18 protein-coding genes and 1 pseudogene are annotated in these 22,251 nt (G+C 51.0%); 6 read left to right on the top strand and 13 right to left on the bottom strand.

The features are described 5' to 3' along the window. Nucleotides 1–8 precede the first annotated feature (8 nt). The gene (locus tag CTZ24_RS24875) at nucleotides 9–1,613 is read right to left on the bottom strand and encodes a GMC family oxidoreductase (RefSeq protein ID WP_208726902.1); all 1,605 of its coding nucleotides are present in this window, start codon (nucleotides 1,611–1,613) and stop codon (nucleotides 9–11) included. 40 nt (nucleotides 1,614–1,653) lie between these two features. Beyond that, on the bottom strand, nucleotides 1,654–2,169 hold the full coding sequence (locus CTZ24_RS24880) for a sugar dehydrogenase complex small subunit (protein WP_244634090.1): 516 nt from the start codon (nucleotides 2,167–2,169) through the stop codon (nucleotides 1,654–1,656). Between the two features lie 377 nt (nucleotides 2,170–2,546). Between CTZ24_RS24880 and CTZ24_RS24885 the strand changes: the two genes are divergently transcribed. Beyond that, nucleotides 2,547–3,446, top strand: coding sequence for a hypothetical protein (locus CTZ24_RS24885; RefSeq protein WP_208726903.1), 900 nt, complete (start codon nucleotides 2,547–2,549; stop codon nucleotides 3,444–3,446). Between the two features lie 331 nt (nucleotides 3,447–3,777). Further along, on the top strand, nucleotides 3,778–4,299 hold the full coding sequence (locus CTZ24_RS24890) for a hypothetical protein (RefSeq protein ID WP_244634091.1): 522 nt from the start codon (nucleotides 3,778–3,780) through the stop codon (nucleotides 4,297–4,299). A 150-nt stretch (nucleotides 4,300–4,449) separates the two neighbouring features. Here CTZ24_RS24890 and CTZ24_RS24895 read toward each other — a convergent pair whose 3' ends face one another. Together CTZ24_RS24895 and shiA are read right to left on the bottom strand one after the other, a co-directional pair. Further along, nucleotides 4,450–4,668, bottom strand: coding sequence for a response regulator (locus CTZ24_RS24895; RefSeq protein WP_208726904.1), 219 nt, complete (start codon nucleotides 4,666–4,668; stop codon nucleotides 4,450–4,452). Nucleotides 4,669–5,024: 356 nt separating this feature from the next. After that, the gene (shiA, locus tag CTZ24_RS24900) at nucleotides 5,025–6,335 is read right to left on the bottom strand and encodes a shikimate transporter (protein ID WP_208727091.1); all 1,311 of its coding nucleotides are present in this window, start codon (nucleotides 6,333–6,335) and stop codon (nucleotides 5,025–5,027) included. Nucleotides 6,336–6,684: 349 nt separating this feature from the next. Here shiA and CTZ24_RS24905 point away from each other — a divergent pair, with 349 nt between their 5' ends. Continuing rightward, nucleotides 6,685–6,990, top strand: a complete 306-nt coding sequence (locus tag CTZ24_RS24905; protein ID WP_208726905.1) for a HigA family addiction module antitoxin — start codon at nucleotides 6,685–6,687, stop codon at nucleotides 6,988–6,990. Between the two features lie 91 nt (nucleotides 6,991–7,081). Here CTZ24_RS24905 and CTZ24_RS24910 read toward each other — a convergent pair whose 3' ends face one another. From CTZ24_RS24910 to fliB, 8 genes are all read right to left on the bottom strand, one after another. Beyond that, nucleotides 7,082–8,239 carry a mandelate racemase/muconate lactonizing enzyme family protein gene (locus tag CTZ24_RS24910; RefSeq protein ID WP_208726906.1) on the bottom strand — a complete coding sequence of 386 codons (1,158 nt, stop codon included), beginning with the start codon at nucleotides 8,237–8,239 and terminating at the stop codon, nucleotides 7,082–7,084. Nucleotides 8,240–8,245: 6 nt separating this feature from the next. Then, nucleotides 8,246–9,595, bottom strand: a complete 1,350-nt coding sequence (locus CTZ24_RS24915; protein ID WP_021183937.1) for an MFS transporter — start codon at nucleotides 9,593–9,595, stop codon at nucleotides 8,246–8,248. Between the two features lie 74 nt (nucleotides 9,596–9,669). Next, nucleotides 9,670–10,302, bottom strand: coding sequence for a 2-dehydro-3-deoxy-6-phosphogalactonate aldolase (locus tag CTZ24_RS24920; RefSeq protein ID WP_208726907.1), 633 nt, complete (start codon nucleotides 10,300–10,302; stop codon nucleotides 9,670–9,672). Further along, nucleotides 10,295–11,227, bottom strand: coding sequence for a 2-dehydro-3-deoxygalactonokinase (locus tag CTZ24_RS24925; protein ID WP_208726908.1), 933 nt, complete (start codon nucleotides 11,225–11,227; stop codon nucleotides 10,295–10,297). The genes CTZ24_RS24920 and CTZ24_RS24925 overlap by 8 nt, the downstream gene beginning before the upstream one ends. 49 nt (nucleotides 11,228–11,276) lie before the next feature. Continuing rightward, nucleotides 11,277–11,948 carry an RraA family protein gene (locus CTZ24_RS24930; protein ID WP_244634092.1) on the bottom strand — a complete coding sequence of 224 codons (672 nt, stop codon included), beginning with the start codon at nucleotides 11,946–11,948 and terminating at the stop codon, nucleotides 11,277–11,279. Beyond that, nucleotides 11,932–12,963, bottom strand: coding sequence for a C-terminal binding protein (locus CTZ24_RS24935; protein ID WP_208726910.1), 1,032 nt, complete (start codon nucleotides 12,961–12,963; stop codon nucleotides 11,932–11,934). Before CTZ24_RS24935 ends, CTZ24_RS24930 begins: the two co-directional genes overlap by 17 nt. 173 nt (nucleotides 12,964–13,136) lie before the next feature. Beyond that, entirely contained in the window at nucleotides 13,137–13,829 is a 693-nt protein-coding gene (locus tag CTZ24_RS24940) for a GntR family transcriptional regulator (RefSeq protein WP_021183942.1), read from the bottom strand. A gap of 144 nt (nucleotides 13,830–13,973) precedes the next feature. Then, the gene (fliB, locus tag CTZ24_RS24945) at nucleotides 13,974–15,260 is read right to left on the bottom strand and encodes a flagellin lysine-N-methylase (protein WP_208726911.1); all 1,287 of its coding nucleotides are present in this window, start codon (nucleotides 15,258–15,260) and stop codon (nucleotides 13,974–13,976) included. Between the two features lie 279 nt (nucleotides 15,261–15,539). Here fliB and CTZ24_RS26805 point away from each other — a divergent pair. Then, nucleotides 15,540–15,797 (top strand): annotated as a pseudogene (locus tag CTZ24_RS26805) (Rpn/YhgA-type helix-turn-helix domain-containing protein); the annotation flags it as partial. 209 nt (nucleotides 15,798–16,006) lie between these two features. Here the strand turns inward: CTZ24_RS26805 and nifJ are convergent. After that, a complete protein-coding gene (gene nifJ, locus CTZ24_RS24955) occupies nucleotides 16,007–19,516 on the bottom strand; it encodes a pyruvate:ferredoxin (flavodoxin) oxidoreductase (protein ID WP_208726913.1) in 3,510 nt (1,169 codons plus the stop codon). Nucleotides 19,517–19,871: 355 nt separating this feature from the next. Here nifJ and nifH point away from each other — a divergent pair, with 355 nt between their 5' ends. Together nifH and nifD are read left to right on the top strand one after the other, a co-directional pair. Beyond that, complete coding sequence (nifH, locus tag CTZ24_RS24960; RefSeq protein WP_021183946.1) at nucleotides 19,872–20,753, top strand: nitrogenase iron protein; 882 nt, start codon at nucleotides 19,872–19,874, stop codon at nucleotides 20,751–20,753. Between the two features lie 12 nt (nucleotides 20,754–20,765). Beyond that, complete coding sequence (gene nifD, locus CTZ24_RS24965; protein WP_021183947.1) at nucleotides 20,766–22,214, top strand: nitrogenase molybdenum-iron protein alpha chain; 1,449 nt, start codon at nucleotides 20,766–20,768, stop codon at nucleotides 22,212–22,214. The last annotated feature ends 37 nt before the right edge of the window (nucleotides 22,215–22,251 follow it).

The following is a 22,251-nucleotide window of genomic DNA, read 5'->3' on the forward strand; positions in this document are numbered from 1 at the left end:
GGCTCTCCTTAAATTTTGCCAAGAATGGCGTCGGCAGTACGTAATCCGAGCGCGCAAGCGGTGAGGGTTGAGTTTGCGGTCGCAACGGTTGGCATGACACCCGTCGATACCATGTAGAGATTGTCGTATTCCCAGGCTTTGCCATGATGGTCAGTGACTGAGGTCTTTTCATCAAAACCCATCGCCAGCGTGCCGGTAATGTGTTGGTTATTGCTATACACGCCCGGCGTGGAGTAACGCACATTGGTGGCACCCAGCATTTTGGCAATATCGGCATACACCGCTAAGGAGTGCTGCATCCCTTTTTCAACATAACTGTCGAATGAATAAGAGAATGCCGGGGTGGGTAAACCCAACGCATCCTTTTTCGTGGTACTCAGCATGGTACGGTTGTTAGGATCGGGCAATTGTTCTAACACGTTCTTAAAACTCAGTTCATGGGAGGCGCGAAACCGGATAGCGTCATCCAGTGCCTGACCGGTAAGACCTTCTTTAATTGCACCCGCAGTGACGCCGGCGACCCGCGATGAGTTGGAAATATCAATACGAAACGCGGCGGATTCAGAACGGAAAGCACCATCACGCAACTGCTGGATAGAAGAGGGACTCATGGGGCCGCGTCCGGGCCAGAGGGGTTCATCAGCGAAAAAGGTGACGGAGTTTGATGGATGGTCCATCAAATTACGTCCCAGTTGGTCATAGTTATTGCACAGACCATGAGGGTTTTTCGCATCGGCAGACATGAACAATATTTTGGGTGTTTCAACCGCATTTGCCGCCAGCACGACGATCTCCGCTTCTACCCGGTGAGATTGTTTGTTCCAGTCGTAATAGTGAACAGCCGTGATCTTACCTTTCCCGTCCTGCTCCAGTTTGTAAACCACCGCCTGTGGCAGCAGTTTGACACCCGCTTTTTCAGCGGCATCCGCAGCAATGCCACCGTGATATTGCGCATCAATCGGACAGATTGGCATGCAGTTATTGTTACCACAGCATTGAGGACGACCATCATAAGGCAGTGAGTTACGCCCGGTGGTATTCGTCAGCACTTCATATTTCGGTGCCAGGCGGTCGGTAATTCGCTGCTCAAGCCACGATTTGGTGACGGGAGGCATCGGAAATGGCTGTTTTCTGGGTGAATATTTCGCCATTTCTGGCGGGCCTGATACGCCCCAGAGGAGTTCGGCCTCGTGATAATACGGTTCGAGATCGTCATAACTGATCGGCCAGTCGCGTCCAACGCCATACTGAGTTTTCAGGCGAAAATCAGCCGGCACCAATCGCCATGCCTGGGCTGCCCAGTGCCAGCTGGTCCCACCGACAACGCGCAGATATTCGGGTTTATAGTCCTTTGGACCCGTCTGGTCGAGATAACCGTTATCTTCAGGTTTGTAATCCGGAAACGGGGCGATTTTTGAATTTGGGTAGGGAGCGATGAAATCGTCCTTACGGGCAGAATGACGGAAATTGCTGACAATGGTGTCTCGTTCAATACGCGGGCCAGCCTCCAGCATCAGAACCTGGCGTCCCGCCAGCGCCAGCTTACGCGCGGTTAATGCGCCCACGACCCCGGAACCGATAACGACAATATCAGTAGTAATAGTTTCAGACATATTAGTTACTTAATCTCAATGGATAGATTGAACCCAGGGGTTAGAGCGGCTTTGCAGCCCAACTGCCATAAGCGCCGTAAGCGTAGGTCGGTGGTCTGAGCTTGTCGGCCACAACCTGATTCGCGAGCGCTTCGATATAAGCCACGCAAATGGCGTTCTCTCCTTTGCCGACGACCCCGAGATACCAACCAGTCAAAATGTCGGTAGGGAGGTGGGCTAAATCGGCTACTGAGGGATCGGCTGCCAGCTTGCTGCTCATTTCATTGGCGCTCACTGCGTGTTGGTCAATCCACTGCTGAAGTCTGGACGTTTTACTGCTGAAACTGCTGTCAATTCTGGAGAATGCAGCAAGAAGGACCCTGGTAAAGTTTTCCGGTAATTGTGATTTACCGGTTAGCAGGGTGGATAATTTTGCGAAACTACTGTCTTCGGGGGCACTGGCATAGGAAGGGAATGCAGGAATAACCGTCAGTGCAGCCAGTGCACCCATTCCCTGCAACAAACGCCTGCGCGAAACACGACTTGATTGCTCAACCATAAATAAATGACCTGCCATGTGTGATTCTATTGTTATGACTGAATGCTGCCAGCCACAGGTGTGGTGACATAAATTCAATCTCTCAATAATTATAGGGATATAAAAACTTAACCTGTATCACAAAAATGACGGTAAAATTTCACAAATTACATTTAATGTGATCTTTTCTTAAGGAGGTGTAACATTTTGTGTGTTGTGCGGCTTATGTTGTCAGTACATCTATGTATTACGCTTCTTCACTTCCCTTCTGCCAGATTTATCAAGAGCGGTGAGCCTGCAAGCCAGTTGTGTCAGAATTACCTCTACGTTGCCGGTTACTGATTCCGCAGTGAGTTTTTCACCGAGCGGGATACAACGGCGTTCGAACATTTCAGTATGAATTGAGTGGGGGTTTCATGAGTACAGGCAGTCTTTTCCTGCTACAGCCGCTTTCAGGCGACATCATTGAATTTAATCCTGAAACCGGGGAACGCGCTTCTGTTGTTTCCGGCTTACGCTCCCATCCCGATGGCATTGCCATAGATGTTATAAATAAGAGGATTTATTGGACAAATATGGGGGAGCACAAAGAGCCTGATACGTTGGAATTTTTCCAGGCCGATGGCAGTGTTGAAACCGCGAACCTGGACGGTTCTGGCCGTAAGCGCCTGGTTGAAAATGGGGTGTTTGTTACGGGTAAGCAGCTTCTCCACGACAGCGACAATGGTCATCTTTACTGGTGCGATCGAGAAGGAATGCGCGTTCTTCGCTCAAATGATGATGGCTCAAATCTGACGGTACTTATTCAGACGGGGCTGTTTCCCAAAGATTCCAGAGACTATACGCGGCATTGTGTTGGGATCGCGATTGATCTGAAAAATGATTTTATCTACTGGACCCAGAAAGGACCGTCAAAAGGTGGGAAGGGGCGCATTATGCGTGCATCACTCGCTCTCCCTGAAGGAAAAACGGCATCAACACGGCAGGATATTAAGCCTGTAATGGAAAACTTACCGGAACCGATAGATCTGGAGTTCGATTTCCACAATAACCTGATGTACTGGACAGACAGGGGAGACAAGCTGCAAGGGGGAAACACGTTAAACTGTGCTTCGGTGCAAAACGGCGAGTTTACCGATCATCGTATCCTTGCTATGGGTTTGGACGAAGGTATCGGATTAGCCATAGATCATCCTCGTGGAGTGATTTGGATTACTGACCTGGGCGGTAATTTATGGCAGTACAAACTGAACTCAGATGAGCCACTCCAGCGTATCGCCAGCTTCGAACCACTGACAGGTATCGCCCTCGGTTGAATGGCGTCTGTTCTGGCACGACTCCCGGCAGGAGCATTAAATAACGCCAATGGCGATTAACCTGTGCTTACGGTCGTGCCGGAATAAAGTGGAGTTGACAGGCATGATTTGGGTAAAGGCACGCTTAAATGTTTACGTAAAAAGAGCTTTGGCGGATACAGAAAATTCATTGATTCAAAGGGTACTGAACTGAGTTTATATATAAAAATAAGGACAGTTAGAACTGCCCTTATTTATATCCTCAGCCGTGCCTCCCTAATATTAGTGCTTTATTCGCATAAAAATTCGAGACAGAACCACGGCCTATGGTTAAAATGGATGCGCTTACAGTATGTTAAAGCAAACATTTATCGGGATGATAACCTGGCAGGATATAAAAATGAGAACCGCTTCCATTCTTTTAGCTTCAGCTTTGCTATGCATTTCAGCTACACAAGTACATGCCGAGACCGGCTCCGGGCTTCCAATGAATCAAGTTTATCGGGGAACAATCCACCTCCCGGATTTCAACGGAAGAGACAGTCAATACGCCAGATTTAAGACAAGAATTACCAACGAAATGAAGACTGGACCAAATTTTGCGGGCCACTATGCCATAGTGACTGTCGGGTGCGGCACCAGTTGCAACTTTTCATTTGTGGGGGACGTAGCGACAGGGCAGGTCTTCAGTTTTCCTTATGGTGGGGAAGAATACTATATGCTTCAGTTGCGGTACGGGGTTAAAGATAACTCTGTGTCGGTAAAATGGGTAGAAAACGATGTATGTAATTCTGACTACATTACCTGGAATGGTAATGAGTTTACTACAACTGGCAAAACTGTCCTCGGTGCAAGAGAGAAGTGTGACTATTAACAGCTTGTGATGACTCATATATTGTTCTGTTAAAAACTCCCAGCTTTGATAGCAATGCGGATAAGAAAAGTTAAAGGCATAAACTATGCAAAGCTGGCAACGTCACAGAATCTCGCGCGGTTAGACAGACAAAACTCTATTCAACCTTGATTATATGCCGACAACGCTTGGTAACATCCCAAAGCCGTTCTCTCCAGGTAACATCAGGTCAAGTAGAATCAAGTCAGTGCTATTTTTCTTCATCCACTCATGCCCAACTTCAGCTGAAGGACATGTTTCCACATGATAGCCCTGCGTTTTGAGAAACGAAGCAAGTGATTGGTTTATATCAATATCATCTTCGATTATTAGGATTTTTGTCTCGTTCATGTGTGTATTCAGCAATCTCAGGCATGAGCAATATTTTATCATTAATTGATAATAATAGTCATTATCAATTAACGAATCTGTATCTGTGAGATTGAGAGAAAAGAAAGGGCTTAAATATCTGAACTGGCAAAAGTCGATAGTTGTCGTTGGAGCTAAAATAAACATACCGGGATTCGCAGTATGCCGGTGCGGTTTATAACACGTTAACGAATTGCCATATTGTTCCAGGGAAGAAGGGGGCATGGTGGAAAATCACCACCACAACTTTACCCTCAGCTTCGAGTTTAGTCAGGAACCCGTTGTAAAACTGGTGGCGCAAAGTGGGAGCCCGATGGCTGCCCACTCATCAAGCGCAGTTAGTGAGACTTTTTCATAAACAACGCGGTGCCTGCGGAGAGCAGGCAGCCAGCCAGAAGGTAAATTGCCACGCTATGCCATTGGCCACCTGACAGGGTGACTAAAGAGGCCGCAATAAACGGCGTAAAACCACCGCCAACTACGCTGGCGACCTGATAACCTACCCCTGCGCCGCTGTAGCGATAACCTGCGCCAAACATTTCAGTAAACATGGGTTGCTGGACACAGACGACCATATCATGCGCAATATTCGCCAGCATAATTGAGAAGAATATTATCCAGACGAGGGATTTTGCCTCCAGTGCCATAAAGAAAGGAAAGGCACTCAACATACCGATCACCGCACCGATGATGTAAATGCGATGACGACCGAAGCGATCCGCTAAATGGGCAAAGCAGGGGATGGTAAGACAGCTTAGGCCACCGACCAGCAGACCGATATTAAGGAACAGTTCGCGTGGCAAGCCTAGATTCTGTGTGGAATAACTCAGTGCGAACGCGGTAACGATATACATTGTCAGTAATTCACACAGACGTAGTGCGATAATCTTTAAAAACGCACCCGGATGACGCACCAGTGCCTCCATGACAGGTATGCGTGATTTCTTTGATACTTCTGTTTTCTGCTGGCGCTCAAATTCAGCGGATTCTTCCATGCCTTTTCGTATCCACAGCGCGGCAAGAACCAGGATCGTGCTGCATAAGAAAGGGATGCGCCAACCCCAGCTCAGAAATTGCTGGTCCGATGTTAAATGACTGATGAGTGAAACCAGTCCGGTGGAGAGTAAAAGTCCCACGCCGTAGCCGACCTGAACACCACTGCTGTAAAAGGCTTTTTTCCGCTCAGGTGCACTTTCTACTGACAGCAACGCTGCACCTCCCCATTCTCCACCAACGGCAAAGCCCTGTATGGCTCGCAATGTGACCAGCAACACCGGTGCATACCAGCCAATGCTGGAAAAGGTGGGCAACAGGCCGATAAGGGCGGTGGAAATACCCATCATCCAGACCGTCATCATCAACATGCGTTTACGGCCCAGACGGTCGCCAAAATGGCCGAAGATTATCCCGCCCAACGGCCGGAACAGAAAGCCGACACCAAAGGTGGCGAATGCAGCGAGTGTTCCCATCGCTGGGCTAATCTGTGGAAAGAATTCATGGTTAAAGACCAGGGCGGCAGTGATGCCGTAAAGCAAGAAGTCATACCAGTCAACCACCGCACCGGCAAAGCTACCCCAGGCAGCACGCCGGGCACGATTCAGAGACGGAGTTTTGTTCATGGCTGATGGTGAAATAAGTGGAGAATCCATAGTTGTCCTGTTTGCACTATTTTTAGTTGTTAGAACGAGCAGCAAGTCATTCTCATCAAAGCGGGCATCATTCAGAGTCGGCCAAGAGACTACTCTGTCATCAGCTTGGATGAAACCCTTATCCGGTGATACTTGCGCGAAGCTGTCTGTGCCATAAGGCTAAGCTGAGAGGCTGTACAAGTTATCCAAATCGGTCACGCAAGTCTTAATTGATAAAAAATAAATATTTATCAATAAGATATAAAAGTGCGCAAAATGATAGTTATGTTAAATTACCTGTCCATCTATCACGGCCAGTCTGCGTCATCATTCCCTACCCGTAACTTCTGAATTATGAGGATTATCACTGATGACTATGCATAACCCCCCACACGCGGGTGAAATTATTTCCGATATTATGGAGGATCTTGATATCGGCATCAGAGAGCTAGCCCGTGCTCTGGCCGTTGCGCCCTCCACAGCTTCACGTATGGTTTCTGGATTGACTGCTATCACACCAGAAATGGCTATCAAGCTGTCAGTTGTAATCGGCAGTACTCCCGCGATGTGGTTACGTATTCAAGCTGCCTATGACCTTGACCGGGCGGAAAAAACTGTCGACCTCTCTGTTTTGAATACAAGTTATAAACCAGCCCCTTTAAAAGGTGCCAACTGAGCCGATTAAGAGGCTTCAAAGCCACTGTTTCTTAATGACATTCCCGAACTGGGCAGGCTACCTGTTCTGCCCAGATTTCAGGAGTGTTACGTCAAAATATGTTAGCAGTCAGAGCATTCTCTTTTAAAAATTCACGATTAATCGTGAAGCCCAACCCAGGCTCTTGCGGTAACGCTAACCAACCCTGTTCATGTTCAAGCGGATTCTCGACCAGCGCGGTGCGGAACGGATGTGATGATGTGTCGTATTCGAAAAGCGGTTGGCTGGCATAGAGCGCATAGTGGGTGACCGGGGTTGAGGCGATCAGATGCAAAGAAGCGTATTGACCCACCGCAGTGCCCCAGACATGAGGGTTGACCTGAACGCCGCCTGCCGTGGCTAACACGTTAATATGACGTAATGCAGTCACCCCACCCGCCAGGCAGATATCCGGTTGGGCAATATCAATGGCCTGAGATGCAATGAGATCACGGAAGCCAAACAATGAAAACTCCGCTTCACCACCCGCGATGGGAATATCCAGCGCATCCCTCACCCGGCGGTAAGCAACATAATCTTCAGGAATAACCGGCTCTTCCATCCACAGCAAATCGTAATCGGCCAGGGCGCGTCCAAGGCGAATGGCATCATTGGCACCATAGCCGTGGTTAACATCGATCATAAATTTGCTGCGTTCGCCAACGGCTTCCCTGATAGCAGACATCACTTTTACGTCATCATCAACACCAAAGCCTAACTTCACCTTCATCAGGGAAAAACCGGCTTCACTGTGGCGTATCGCCTCACTGGCCATAGCATCCGCCTGGCCGCGTCCTTCCGTACGGAAAAAACCTGTCGCATAACATTGCACGCGCTCACGAAACGCGCCGCCAAGCAGTTGCCAAAGCGGCAACCCTGCCGCTTTACCGCAGATGTCCCACAACGCAATATCAACTGCGCTGATGGCCCCCAGCACCACCCCCTTACGGCCATAATCTCGCGTTTTGACATACATGTCATGCCACAAGACTTCTGTATTGCGCGGATCTTTACCGATGATCAATGGCTTCAGGGCGCTGTTGATGGCGGCGGCAGCGATTTCAGGAGGCTGCAAGCCAACACTGAACGTCTCACCCCACCCCTCAATGCCTTCGTCGGTGGCGATGCGCACCAGCACGGTGGATCGTCCCTGCACCCAGCCTTGTGAGTAGGCAAATGGCCGATCCAGTTTGCTCTTCAGGATATAGGTTTCTACTTCAGTAATTTTCATCTCAGATTACTCCTGCGTAGCTTGTGCCATAAGGGATGAGGATTTTTCTTCGCGGATAACCGGCTTACCGACGAACCAGAAATAAATACCTGCGCCAAGCACAGAGACAACCGCGGAAATCAGAAACACCAGCGTAAAACTGTGAGTAGCATCGACAATCGCGCCAGCGACCAGCGGTGAAACTGTCGCACCGAGGAAGCCACCGAAATTCTGCACTGCGGCGACAGAGGCTACGGTGCCAGGGGCTGTGACTTCGGCTGGAATCGACCAGGCATGCGCGACTACGCCACCATTAAAACCGAGCGCAAACGCCATTAAGATCACCGCGACAGTCAGGCCCGCACCTTCACCGAACATGCCATTAAATGGCAGCAGCGCCAGGACGATAGCCTGTAACACCAGCGCACCAATGATGGTGACCTTCTTGGCTTTAAGTGTGCTCCAGCCGGAACGTTCGGAGAGCTTACCTGAAATCACACCGCTCACGAGATCACCGATGATCGCACCAATCCACGGGACGCTGGCGACCAGTCCTAAAGAGGAAAATTTAATCCCAAACTGGTTAATGATATAAAGTGGGATAAAGACCAGGAAAATCTGGTAAACCCACATATTACAAAAGAAACCCGCCATCATGCCCCACATCGTTTGATGTTTGAATAATTCCCTCCAGGGTAAATTATTTTTTGTAATTATGGGGGTGGCATCATGCTGAATATATTCCCGTTCTTCTTTTGTCAGGGATTTATGTTTCTCAATATCCCGATAGAAGGCAAAAAATATCACTGCGGCAATAATTCCTGCCCCACCGGCAATGAAATACATTTCACGCCAGCCAATTTCTGAAACGATCCAGATAAGTAAAAAGGTAAAGAAGGCCGGTCCTACTTTAAGTGCAGCATCCCAGCTGGCATTGGCGATGCCCTGCTCCTTTTTTGGGAACCAGCGGGTAACAATTTTATTCGTGGCTGGTAAGGAGGGTGCTTCAGCCAGACCGAGCCAGATACGGGCCAGTATAAAGCCAGTAAGCGTATAGGACATACCCATCGCGACTGTCGCGGCACTCCAGATGATCACGGACGCGCCCAACAGGATACGCGGGCTGAAACGATCGACAAACCAGCCGGAAGGTAATTGACCAAATGCATAAGCTAAAGCAAAGGCGCTTCCCAGCAGGCCGATATCCGTAGCGGTGATATGCATTTCAGTTTGCATTACCGGCGCTGCGATAGAAAGCGTCAGGCGGTCAATATTATTAATGATCGCCAGCAGGCACAGTAACCCTAGCACTCCCCAGCGTTGCCGCCCTGGAGGTTTCATGGTCGAGCTTTGTTTTGACAGAGTAAATCCAGACATTTATTTTCTCCTGTAGGGTAGAGAGAATAAGGCCACGTTCTTTATGCCGTAGCCGTTTTATTACGGGAAAATAGTTATTGGTTTTTTATGGCGTCCCAGGCGTGCACCAGATTTATTGCTCTTTGCGAAACCATTCGTGCGTTATCTCCGGCTTTATACAGATTGCTACCAAGCCCGAAAAAATGAATACCGGCTTGGTGATAATCAATAAACTGCCCAGCTTCTATTCCGCCAACCGCGCCCAATGGGATGTCTGAAGGTAGAACTGCGCGCAGCGCATTGATACCACTGGCCCCTATCACGGATGCCGGAAAGAACTTAAGGCCGCTGGCTCCTGCGGCAATCGCCGTAAAAGCCTCGGTTGCTGTCAACACGCCCGGCAGAGATAACATGCCCCGTGAACGGGTTTGCTCAATGACGGCCTTATCGACGTTGGGACTCACGACGATGCCGCCACCACAGTCTGCCAGTCGGTCGACATCATGTGGGTTCAGCACTGTGCCAGCACCGATGAGAATGTTCGAAGGTAATGTTTTTATCAGCCGAGATATGGATTCAAACGGTTGCGGGGAGTTCAGGGGAACCTCAATGATCTCGATTCCCGCTTCGACCAACGCATAGCCAATATCCACCACTTCGTCGGGTTTAACACCGCGCAATATGGCGATAAGCCCCCGCTTAGCCCCTGATAAAGTTAATTCAGACATGATGTTGCTCCTCCTGCCGCTGCCACAGGGTTTGTGCACTCTGGAACAGCCCGGCGCGTACCGCTTCGTCAGCATCCACCAGGGTGACAGCAAAGCCCGCCAGCGTTAAAGCCTGGCGATAAAGCGCGGAGAGGGAGCCTGATGCAATTAACATTACCTGGCGCTGCGACGTCTGTTGATGGCATGCCGCTACCTCTGCACCAATCAACAATCCCGATAAGCGCGAGGCGCTTGCTGTCGGGGTGCAGTCACTCAGTAAGGTGGTTGAGCGCACGGTGAACAACTGTTGAGAGAGTGATCCCCCACTTAACATCAGCTTCACTGCCGCGATAAACGCCGGAGAGTGTTCATCAATTTCACCGACAGCATCGGCGACCGCGTGGCGCAGGATAGAATGCGTGCTCATCAGGTTGAACAGTTCCCCGGTCATAAACGTGCTAAAACCGGTGACAACTGCATCCTCCAGCGAGACCCATTTGCTGTGAGTGCCGGGCATCACGATCAATCCGTTCTTAAGCTGGCCTGATCGCACTGCACCCAACAACATGGTTTCCTCGCCACGCATGACATCGTAAGCCGGTGAACGTTGGCATACGCCTGGCAAGATACGGATGTCTCTTTCGCCAGCAATTCTGATCGGTGACATCAGAAGCTCGTTCACCGTCAGCGGGACCGTGCTGTAACCGGCGTCCTGCCAGCCCTGGCGGGAGCCCGCCATCCCACAAATCAATACCGGCAGGTCGGATGATGCGCCAAGTTGCGCCAGATGCTGCTCCAGCACGCGTGAAAACGACCGGTCGGCCATACTGCCTAACCCCTGGTGGGTACGCACCTCACTCAGGGTTTTGCCCTGCCCGTCCACCAGCCACAGTCGAAAGCTTGAGGTGCCCCAGTCACAGAGTCCAAATTCCGCAGTGTTGCTCATCTTTATCTCCGGGTTCACATGCTCTGCACCCTGGGTGCAGAGCAAACGGTCAGATACGGCCAAACTCTGCCAGCAGGTCTTCAACGGTTTTGCCCTGCTTCACCCATTCGCGCGTGGCCTGTTCACGCTCAACCTGTTCTTTCGCCAGATTTAAAACGTCTTGCGCATTTTCCAGAGGGATCACCACCACCCCCATCAGGTCAGCCACGATAAAATCGCCAGGTTTTACTAACTGACCGCCGACCGCGATGGGAACGTTGATGGACAGTTCTTCTTTACGCCCGGAAAACATGGTGTGGGTACCGCGAGGCGTGATCGCCCGGCTCCAGATTGGCCAGTTAATATCTTCCAGTTCATCGGTGTCGCGCCCGGCCCCGTCAATGATCATGGCGCGAATCCCACGATTCTGCGCCAGGCCCCCCATCAGCCCTCCGCAAACGGAGGTGTTACCGTCACCGCCGGCATCCACCACGATCACATCACCAGGTTGTCCCATCTCCAGTGCTTTCAATGGATCAACCAGGTCGCCTTTAGAGAGCTGCACGGTAATGGCCTGTCCACAGACTTTGGCGCGGAATGCGGGTTTAATGCCGCTGTCCATCACGCCAGTGCGGTACTGCACATCGGCAAAAACCGCAGCAATGGAATAGCTCTGCAATAAAGCGTCAAACTGAGCCAGCAGCTCTGGCTGGCGGGTGAAATCATTAAACTGCTTCAGCATGGTCATTTGCTCCTTTGCTGCGAAGCGCAAGGGCTTCGCCATTAACCGGGAATCGTGGTGTTTTGCCTGTCAGCACACTGGCAACTTCAGTGGCCGCCAACTGGCGTGCGGCACGAATTGATTCTTCGGAGTAGTAGGCCGAATGGGGTGTCACGATGACATTTGGCAGAGAGAAAATCGGGTTGTCCGCAGGATTCCATTGCGCGCGTTTTGCCGGTTCCTCTTCGGGATCGTCCAGTGCCGCACCGGTAATCCAGCCTTCATGCAGTGCGCGGTACAACGCCTGATTATCGATAGTGGGGCCACGTCCGGTATTAATGATTAACGCCCGACGCTTCATGGCTTTGAATTCTGCTTCGCTAAGGAAATGACGGGTATCCGTGGTCATCGGTACCTGCATCATGAAAATGTCGGATTGTGTGATGAGCGTTGCTTTGTTGACCAGTTTCACCTGATGTTGCTGTGCTAATGCCGGATCGATGTAAGGATCGTAGACGATGACATTCACGCCAAAGGCGCGAGCGCGTTCGGCGATTGCCTGGCCAATGCGGCCAAATGAAACAATCCCCATCGTTTGTCCACGCAGGCGATAGACAGGTGCGCCGGATTGCCACTGCCAGACGCCCTGATGTGTGGCGGTATTGTAAGCAAACAGGTTACGGGCCAGCGCCAGCCACATGCTGATGGCATGATCGGCGACTTCCTCGGTGCAGTAATCCCGTACATTTGTTACCAATATGTTTCGATTGGTAGCGGCGTCCACATCGACAATATCGACACCGACACCGTAACGGGCAATCACCTTGCATTGAGTCATGGCGGAGATCACCTTTGCGCCGACACGGGCGTACTGACTCATGATGGCGTCGCAATTACGAGCAGCTTCAACCAGGTCATCCTCAGATTTCGCCTGTAAACCAATAACATCCGCACCTGCGGCATTGAGGATCTCTTCTTCAATGGCAATGTCGCCGTAATCGTAATCAGTAATAACCACCTTAAATCTTCGACTCATCAGACGCTCCTTTAACCAGATTGAGTAGGTTTCGTGGCCAGCATTAGCTGCCGGTTTTGAAAAAAACTAACTGAGATCTGGTATACCAGTCAAAGAAAAGTTAAAAAAATGTGACCAGGATTGGTTTTTTAGTGATTACGCAGGAATGGGCCAGGTATCCCTGGCTCAGAAGATCAGGAGGACGTCGTCAGGGAAGCCGCGTCGGCGGCGGCAATGTCTTCAACGCCGATCTCATAGGTTTCGCGGGTACGGCCTAAATGGCGTTCGAGAATGGTCAGAACTTCTGCGTGCGCATCATTTCTGATGGCAGCAACAATGTCACCATGTTCCTGATAAGAAAGGGATGTGTGCTGAGGTTTTGCAGACAGATGGGTACGTAGCGCCGCAATCTTCGCCGCATAACGCACATAAGAGTTGGTCAGGTAAGCGTTGTCACAGAAATCAAAAAAGCGCTGGTGGAAATCATTATCCAGCTCCAGATAACGGCGAAAATCCCCCTCACTCTGAGCGACATCCATTTGTTTAACCACTGCATCCAGTGCATCGGCCAGCCCTTTTGCATTCTGCTGCATAGCCAGAGTGAGTGCCGCGGTTTCAAGAACCTGCCTGAAAGCACAGATTTCGCGGACTTCTCTGGCGCTCAGTGTAAACACCCGCACGCCTGATTGCGGCTTAATCGTAACAAGACCCTCGTTACTGAGCTGGGCAAGCGCTTCACGAACCGGTGTTTTTGAGACATTCAACTCAGCGGCAACCGTGCGTTCGCTAATGGCTGCACCCAACGGAATATCGCCATGAACTATCAGCTTACGAACGTGATCGGTTACCACCGCTGTCAGTGACTTAGGTCGCTCAAAATCTGCCACGGATGACTCCCTGTTGATGGACGAGATGCCACATTTTAGCGAATCAACTCAGGACAACAATCCTTTTACATTTATTACTGGTTAGTCAGAGGTCGTTAAGAAGATGTCTGCGGCCCGGATCATCATCCGCCTCGGGGAATACCATCACTTCAACAGATAAGCCAATGAAAGATTATCGCTAAACGTTATCCTGCCAATTTCAGACAAAAATACATCCTCTGCATTTTTGTCATGTCTTGCGATACTGTGATAGCTATAGACAATATTAATCACGTCATCTTCAGTAAAGTTATCATTCAGCGCAATACTTGCAGCAATTAGCCACTTTAGTAATAACCATTCCGATATCATCAAATAAAGGTTGGTGAAGAGTTCTCTCCCATTCTTCAGTGGGAAAAAATCCTCATACATACGATACTGGATATAGTTACTAAGCAGATGGGGGCGTTCCTGGAACCAGGGGCGTGCTTTATCTTGCCAGATTGTATTTATTCGCTGCATTGTGTCTGCGGAATTGTTGCTTTGCATATCATGCAGTTTTTGCGAATAGAATCGTAGGGTGGACCACCCACGACCTTCATGTTTTGTACCCAGGTATGTTTGCAGTCGAGAAAGGAGTTCGGATTGTAGCTGATAATTCGGATTTAATTCATCAATTCTTTTTCTAATTTGATCGTTATGAATCGCCGTCTGGATATCCTCGAAATAATTTAAAATATTTCCTTCCGGCTCATTGTCTTTTGCCAGTTTATCACGATAAAAGAATAACAAGATGATACCGTAAAAGCCCGCCTCGATGTCTGAACCGCAGGTTAGCATAATGTTGGTGCACATCAGATTGAGCAGACGATCCTGCTCGCTAATGTCAGGTGCATCCAACGCCTCGGGACTTGGCTTGATTTTTTCGCTGTAGAGCATCGCGCCCGGGGTTGTTAACAGTCTTTTTGCCGCCTCCGGGCACGATAAGGTCAGGTTACTTCTGATTTCATATTTATAGCTGGCGTAAAGACGTGGATAGACCGCACAGGTGGTGCTGAGCGCTTTTTCCCCAAGTGACTTATGCACTTTGCACAAGCGCTCTTCATCAAGAAAAGTACAGTTACCATTACTTGTTAATTTTATTTTTCCCCAACGACTCTGACTCTCTTTAGTGGTAATAATATTTTCAACAGCAATATGACGAATTTCAATGGCTTCGCTCTGCATGTATCGATTTACCGTTGATTCATCGAACTCAATATCCCATCCTTTGCAGCAATGGTCGGGGCAGGCACTACCCACACACTGAAACTGGTTGAAAAATGCCGGTTCTACAATAACGATCTCTTCCATTAAGGCAGCGCTCTCTTCAAAGAAGAAAAAATAACAATGCCCAACGATAGCAACAGGTGAATGAATCGATAGTAGAAAATAATAACCAAATTGCTGCATGTTCTGCTCATAAAATACCGTTTTAGAGCGGTGGGTGCCTGTGGATTTGGCGATATAAAAGACGGGTGTTGTGTCATTTAACTTGTTTTTAACATTTTTAGTGGGGAATAAATACATGGAAAGGGAATTAAAAGCATATAATGTTAAAGATGACAGGAACCCAATATCTCAGAAAAGAAAATTATTCTTATCCATTTGGGGCATGCCCGCGGCTTCTGAGCCAATGGGGAATGTTGAAGTCTCTGAATAGCGGGTATACATTTCAGTTTTTCCCCGCCAGATGCAGAAGGTTTTATTCGCGAACTGGCCCAACGTTTGCCACAGCATGAGAATGAACTTATGACCATTGCACAACAACTTGAGCAAAAAGGTGAGCAGAAAGGCCTGCAAAAAGGCTTGCAAGAAGGCAAGCAAATCGCTGAGCGCGATACCCGGCTGGAAATCGCCCGCAATATGCTTGAAAGCGGTTTTGACTGGGCATTTGTCATGAAAATGACCGGTCTTACCGAGCAGGACCGTCAGCATATTAAGCACTAATGATGTTGCCCTGCTAAGCCCAAACACCTGGTGAGTTAGATGCAGCACAAGCGCTGGCGTTGAAGAGAACACATGCTGCGTCAGCAGGAACATTCAAAATCTTCCTTTAGCCAGAGAACAATAAGCAGGAATAATTTTGAAGATGGCAAGGACATGAGCGAGCAGCGCGTGTCCTGCGCTGCTCAAGCCGTCTTTTCTTAAGATATAAATTACTCACCCGCCATGCGTCTGTACTGCTCAAAGCGTTGTTTTGCATCCTGTTCCGTCTGTTCAAACAAGCGATCCACAATATCTGGCGCTGTCCGACGCAGCGAAGCATAGCGCACCTCGCCCAATAAAAAGTCGCGGAAACTCTCTTCCGGCTCCTCCGAATCCAGGATGAACGGATTCTTGCCTTTCTCTGCCAACTGCGGGTTATAACGCCACAGATGCCAGTAGCCAGCGTCGACCGCACGCTTCGCTTCGCGATGGCTGCACCCCATGCCCGCTTTTAGCCCGTGGTTGATGCACGCCGCATAGGCTATGACCAGGGAAGGACCGGGCCATGCTTCCGCTTCGGCGATGGCCCGCAATGTCTGAGCTTTATCGGCCCCCATCGCTATCTGCGCGACATAGACGTTGCCGTAACTGAGCGCCATCATACCCAGGTCTTTTTTACGGGTGCGTTTGCCTTGCGCTGCAAATTTGGCAATAGCCGCAGCCGGTGTCGATTTCGAGGATTGACCGCCGGTATTGGAATAAACTTCGGTATCATAAACCAGTACATTCACATCCTCGCCTGAAGCCAGCACATGGTCTAAGCCACCAAATCCAATATCATAGGCCCAACCATCGCCACCAAAGATCCACTGCGAGCGTTTGGCGAAGTAGTCCTGATTTTGATAAAGGTGATTGAGCAAGTCATCATCGCCCTTTTCTTCCGCCAGCAGCGTACTCAGACGCTCACTGCGTTCTCGCGTACCGTTGCCCTGATCTTTCAGCGTCAACCATTGCTGCAATGCCTGATTCAGCTCAGCACTGAGCGGGCGTTTCAGGGCTTCGGTTGCATAATGGGCGAGTTGTTCGCGCACTGCCCGACCGCCCAACATCATACCAAGGCCAAATTCGGCGTTATCCTCAAACAGCGAATTCGCCCATGCCGGTCCCTGCCCTTTATGGTTGGTGGTCCAGGGAATGGAGGGGGCACTGGCTCCCCAGATGGATGAACAACCGGTGGCGTTGGCGATCATCATTCGGTCGCCAAACAGTTGTGTCACCAGCCGCGCATAAGGGGTTTCACCACATCCGGCGCAGGCACCGGAAAACTCCAGCAACGGGGTTTCGAACTGGCTGCCTTTTACCGAGGTTTTGCCAAATGGATTGGGTTTTGGGGCCAGCCCCAGTGCATAGTCCCACACCGTGCTCATATGTCGCTGACTTTCCAACGGCTGCATACTGAGCGCTTTGCCCCTGGAGGGGCAGATATCGACGCAGTTTCCGCAGCCAGAGCAGTCCAGCGGCGAGATCGCCAGGTGATACTCATAATCGGTGGCGCCTTGCGCGGGTTTACTTAACAGCTCCGGCATCGCGAAATAGCGTTCCTCATTGGTCAGCAGTGCCGGACGCACGGCGGCATGGGGGCAGATAAACGCACATTGATTACATTGGGTACAGCCCTCAGGCTGCCACACCGGTACATCCCGTGCGATGCCGCGTTTCTCCCAGGCCGACGTACCGGTGGGAAAGGTGCCATCTTCGCGACCGGCGAAGGCACTGACCGGCAATTTATCGCCACACTGGCGATTCATCGGCTCAAGAATGTCATTGATAAAATCAGGCACCAACTGCGCGACGGCGGGATGATCTTCTCCGGTTGCCCAACGTTCGGGCACCATCACTTCCTGCAATGCTTCCATCCCCAAGTCAATGGCCGCATTATTCATGTCGACCACGTTTTGGCCTTTGCTACCGTAGGATTTCTCAACAGCCTGTTTTAAATAGACCGCGGCAGTTGCTGGGGCGATGATCCCGGTCAGTTTAAAAAACGCCGCCTGCATCAGCATATTGAAACGCCCTCCCAGCCCCAGGCGGCGGGCAATGTCCACGGCGTTCAGGGTGTAAAATCGAATCCCGTTACGCGCGATGTAGCGTTTCATACTGGCGGGGAGTTTCGCCTCCAGTTCCTCGCCAAACCAGGTGCAGTTAAGCAGAAAGGTGCCGCCAGGATTCAATCCTTCCAGCAGGTCGTATTTGTCGACATAAGATTGCTGCGAACAGGAGATAAAATCGGCGCGATGGATCAGGTACGGGGCATTGATCGGACGTTGACCAAAGCGCAGATGAGACACGGTAATCCCGCCCGATTTCTTCGAGTCATAGGCGAAATACGCCTGCGCGTACATCGGGGTGTTATCCCCGATGATTTTAATCGCGCTTTTGTTGGCGCTTACGGTACCGTCCGAACCTAATCCCCAGAATTTACAGGCGGTGATCCCTTCGGTAGAGACTTGCACCTCCTGAACGGGCACCGGCAGGGAGGTATGGGTGACATCATCAAAGATCCCCAGGGTAAAGCCATCTTTAGGCTGCGGTCTTTTCAGATTTTCAAAAACTGAGACGATATGTGATGGCAGGACATCCTTACCACCGAGGGCGTAACGCCCACCGACGATCAGCGGCGGATTAGCACGTTGGTAAAAGGCATTTCTCACATCCAGACACAGCGGTTCGGCTTGGGCGCCGGGCTCTTTGGTTCGATCCAGCACCGCGATACGTTTTACGCTGGCAGGAATGCGGGCAAAAAAATGCGCTAACGAGAATGGCCGGAACAGATGGACCATCAGCACCCCAACCTTCCCGCCGCTGTCGAGCAGGGCGTCAACCACATCCTGAATGGTGTCGCATACCGACCCCATGGCAACAATCATCTGCTCGGCATCCTCCGCACCGTAATAATCAAACAGATGGTATTCCCGGCCAGTGATGGCGGCGATCTCCGCCATATAGCTTTCGACAATCTCCGGCAATGCGGCATAGAAACCGTTGGCGGCCTCGCGTTCCTGAAAATAGATATCCGGGTTCTGGGCTGTGCCGCGGATAACCGGATGATCGGGGTTGAGGGCATTCCGGCGAAACCGGTCCAGCGCGTCGGTATCCAGCAGCGGTGCCAGCGCATCGTACTCCAGCACCTCAATCTTCTGGATTTCGTGCGAAGTGCGGAAACCGTCAAAGAAGTTAATAAAAGGCACGCGCCCTTTGATGGCGGCCAGATGGGCCACCGCAGACAAATCCATCACCTGCTGCACATTGCTTTCTGCCAGCATCGCGCAGCCAGTCTGGCGTACAGCCATGACATCCTGGTGGTCGCCAAAGATATTTAATGAATTGGTCGCCAGTGCCCTGGCACTGACATGAAACACGCCAGGTAACAGTTCACCGGCGATTTTGTAGAGATTGGGGGTCATCAGCAGCAACCCCTGGGAAGCGGTATAGGTGGTGGTTAATGCCCCCGCCTGTAGCGCCCCGTGTACCGCGCCCGCAGCACCCGCTTCCGACTGCATCTCCATCACCCGCACCGGTTGACCAAACAGGTTCTTTTTCCCGGCAGCCGCCCACTCATCAACATTTTCCGCCATTGGCGTGGAGGGGGTGATGGGGTAAATCGCCGCCACATCGGTAAAGGCATAGGAGATCCAGGCCGCCGCCGCGTTACCATCCATCGTTTTCATCGTTCCGGACATGTCTGTTTCCTCGAAAATCGTCGTGACCTTGCCCGAAGCACAGCCTGTGCCAGTTTGTATTTAACTAATAAAAACAATGAGATGAATTGGTTTTATGTTGCACGGTGCGGGATGTATTGCGCGGAACAACACAGCCAACCCGACAACCTGTTGTACAGCCGACAAATTAACCGGCCACGTCGGAATTGTGCTGTTTCCAACAATTGGTCTGGCGATTGTTTCTTCTTTGTTATACCCGGCGGCGACACGAAAACAACATGCCTATATTTATCAATGCATTAGCCATCCTGGCACGGCTGGTATGTTCCCTGCACAGATTCCTGAGCAAACACACCAAACCAACAGGAGACATACGATGACCATGCGTCAATGTGCCATCTACGGCAAAGGTGGTATCGGCAAATCCACCACGACACAAAACCTGGTCGCCGCACTGGCGGAGATGGGTAAGAAAGTAATGATTGTTGGCTGTGATCCCAAAGCGGACTCCACCCGTTTGATCCTGCATGCCAAAGCTCAAAACACCATTATGGAAATGGCCGCAGAAGTCGGCTCCGTGGAAGACCTGGAGCTGGAAGATGTGCTGCAAATTGGTTATGGCGACGTGCGCTGTGCCGAATCCGGTGGCCCGGAGCCAGGCGTTGGCTGTGCCGGTCGAGGCGTGATCACGGCTATCAATTTCCTTGAAGAAGAAGGTGCCTACGTGCCCGATCTCGACTTCGTTTTCTATGACGTGTTGGGGGACGTGGTGTGCGGTGGTTTTGCCATGCCTATCCGTGAAAACAAAGCGCAGGAGATCTACATCGTCTGCTCCGGTGAAATGATGGCGATGTATGCCGCCAACAATATCTCCAAAGGGATCGTGAAATACGCTAAATCCGGCAAAGTGCGGCTCGGCGGGTTGATTTGTAACTCACGTCAGACCGACCGCGAAGATGAGCTGATCATCGCGCTGGCGGAGAAACTCGGCACCCAGATGATCCACTTCGTTCCTCGCGACAATATCGTCCAGCGCGCCGAGATCCGCCGGATGACGGTGATTGAGTACGACCCCACCTGTAAACAGGCCAATGAGTATCGCACCCTGGCGAGCAAAATCGTCAACAACACCATGATGGTGGTCCCCACCCCCTGCACTATGGACGAGCTGGAAGAGTTGCTGATGGAGTTCGGCATTATGGATGCGGAAGACACCAGCATCATCGGCAAAACCGCAGCGGAAGAAAACGCCAACTAACAGGATGCGCCCATGAGCAATGCAACAGCCGATCGCAATCTGGAGATCATCCAGGAAGTGCTGGAGATCTACCCGGAGAAAACGCGCAAGGAACGCCGTAAACACATGATGGTGACCGACCCGGAGATGGAGAGTGTCGGAAAATGCATCATCTCTAACCGCAAATCACAACCGGGCGTGATGACGGTGCGTGGTTGTGCCTATGCCGGTTCCAAAGGGGTAGTGTTTGGGCCGATCAAAGATATGGCCCACATCTCGCACGGCCCGGTAGGCTGCGGTCAATATTCACGCGCCGGACGCCGCAACTACTTCACCGGCATCAGCGGTGTCGACAGTTTTGTCACCCTTAACTTCACCTCCGATTTTCAGGAACGTGACATCGTGTTTGGTGGGGATAAAAAACTCACCAAACTGATTGCGGAGATGGAGGAACTGTTTCCGTTGACCAAAGGGATCAGCATTCAGTCGGAGTGCCCGGTCGGGCTGATTGGCGACGATATCTCTGCCGTCGCCAAAGCCAGTAGCACCGCCATCAACAAACCGGTGGTGCCGGTGCGTTGCGAAGGCTTTCGTGGCGTATCTCAGTCGCTGGGGCACCATATCGCCAATGATGTGATCCGTGACTGGGTGCTGGACAACCGTGAAGGGCAACCTTTTGCAACCACACCCTATGATGTGGCGATCATCGGTGACTACAACATCGGCGGTGATGCCTGGGCCTCGCGTATCTTGCTGGAGGAGATGGGGTTGCGGGTGGTGGCGCAGTGGTCAGGCGACGGCACGCTGGTCGAAATGGAAAACACCCCGTTTGTGAAGCTCAACCTGGTGCACTGCTACCGTTCAATGAACTACATCTCGCGCCATATGGAGGAGAAGCACGGCATTCCGTGGATGGAATATAACTTCTTCGGGCCAACCAAAGTGGCGGAGTCGCTGCGTAAAATCGCCGATCAGTTTGATGACCACATTCGTGCCAATGCCGAGGCGGTGATTGCCCGCTACCAGGCGCAAAACGACGCCATCATCGCGAAATATCGCCCACGTCTGGAAGGCCGCAAAGTGCTGCTTTACATGGGTGGGCTGCGCCCACGCCATCTGATTGGTGCTTATGAAGATCTGGGCATGGAGATCATCGCCGCCGGTTACGAGTTCGGTCATAACGACGACTATGACCGGACTCTGCCGGAACTGAAGGAAGGCACATTGTTATTCGATGATGCCAGCAGTTATGAGCTGGAAGCCTTTGTCAAAGCGCTCAAGCCGGACCTGATCGGCTCGGGTATCAAAGAAAAATACATCTTCCAGAAGATGGGCGTGCCGTTCCGCCAGATGCACTCCTGGGACTACTCCGGCCCCTATCACGGCTACGACGGCTTCGCCATTTTTGCCCGTGATATGGATATGACGTTAAACAATCCCGCCTGGGGCCAGCTTACCGCGCCCTGGTTGAAGTCCGCCTGACATCTCTTATGCAATCCCGTCAGTTCACAGATTTGTG

The organism is Pantoea phytobeneficialis (assembly GCF_009728735.1).
Taxonomy (GTDB): Bacteria; Pseudomonadota; Gammaproteobacteria; order Enterobacterales; family Enterobacteriaceae; genus Pantoea; species Pantoea phytobeneficialis.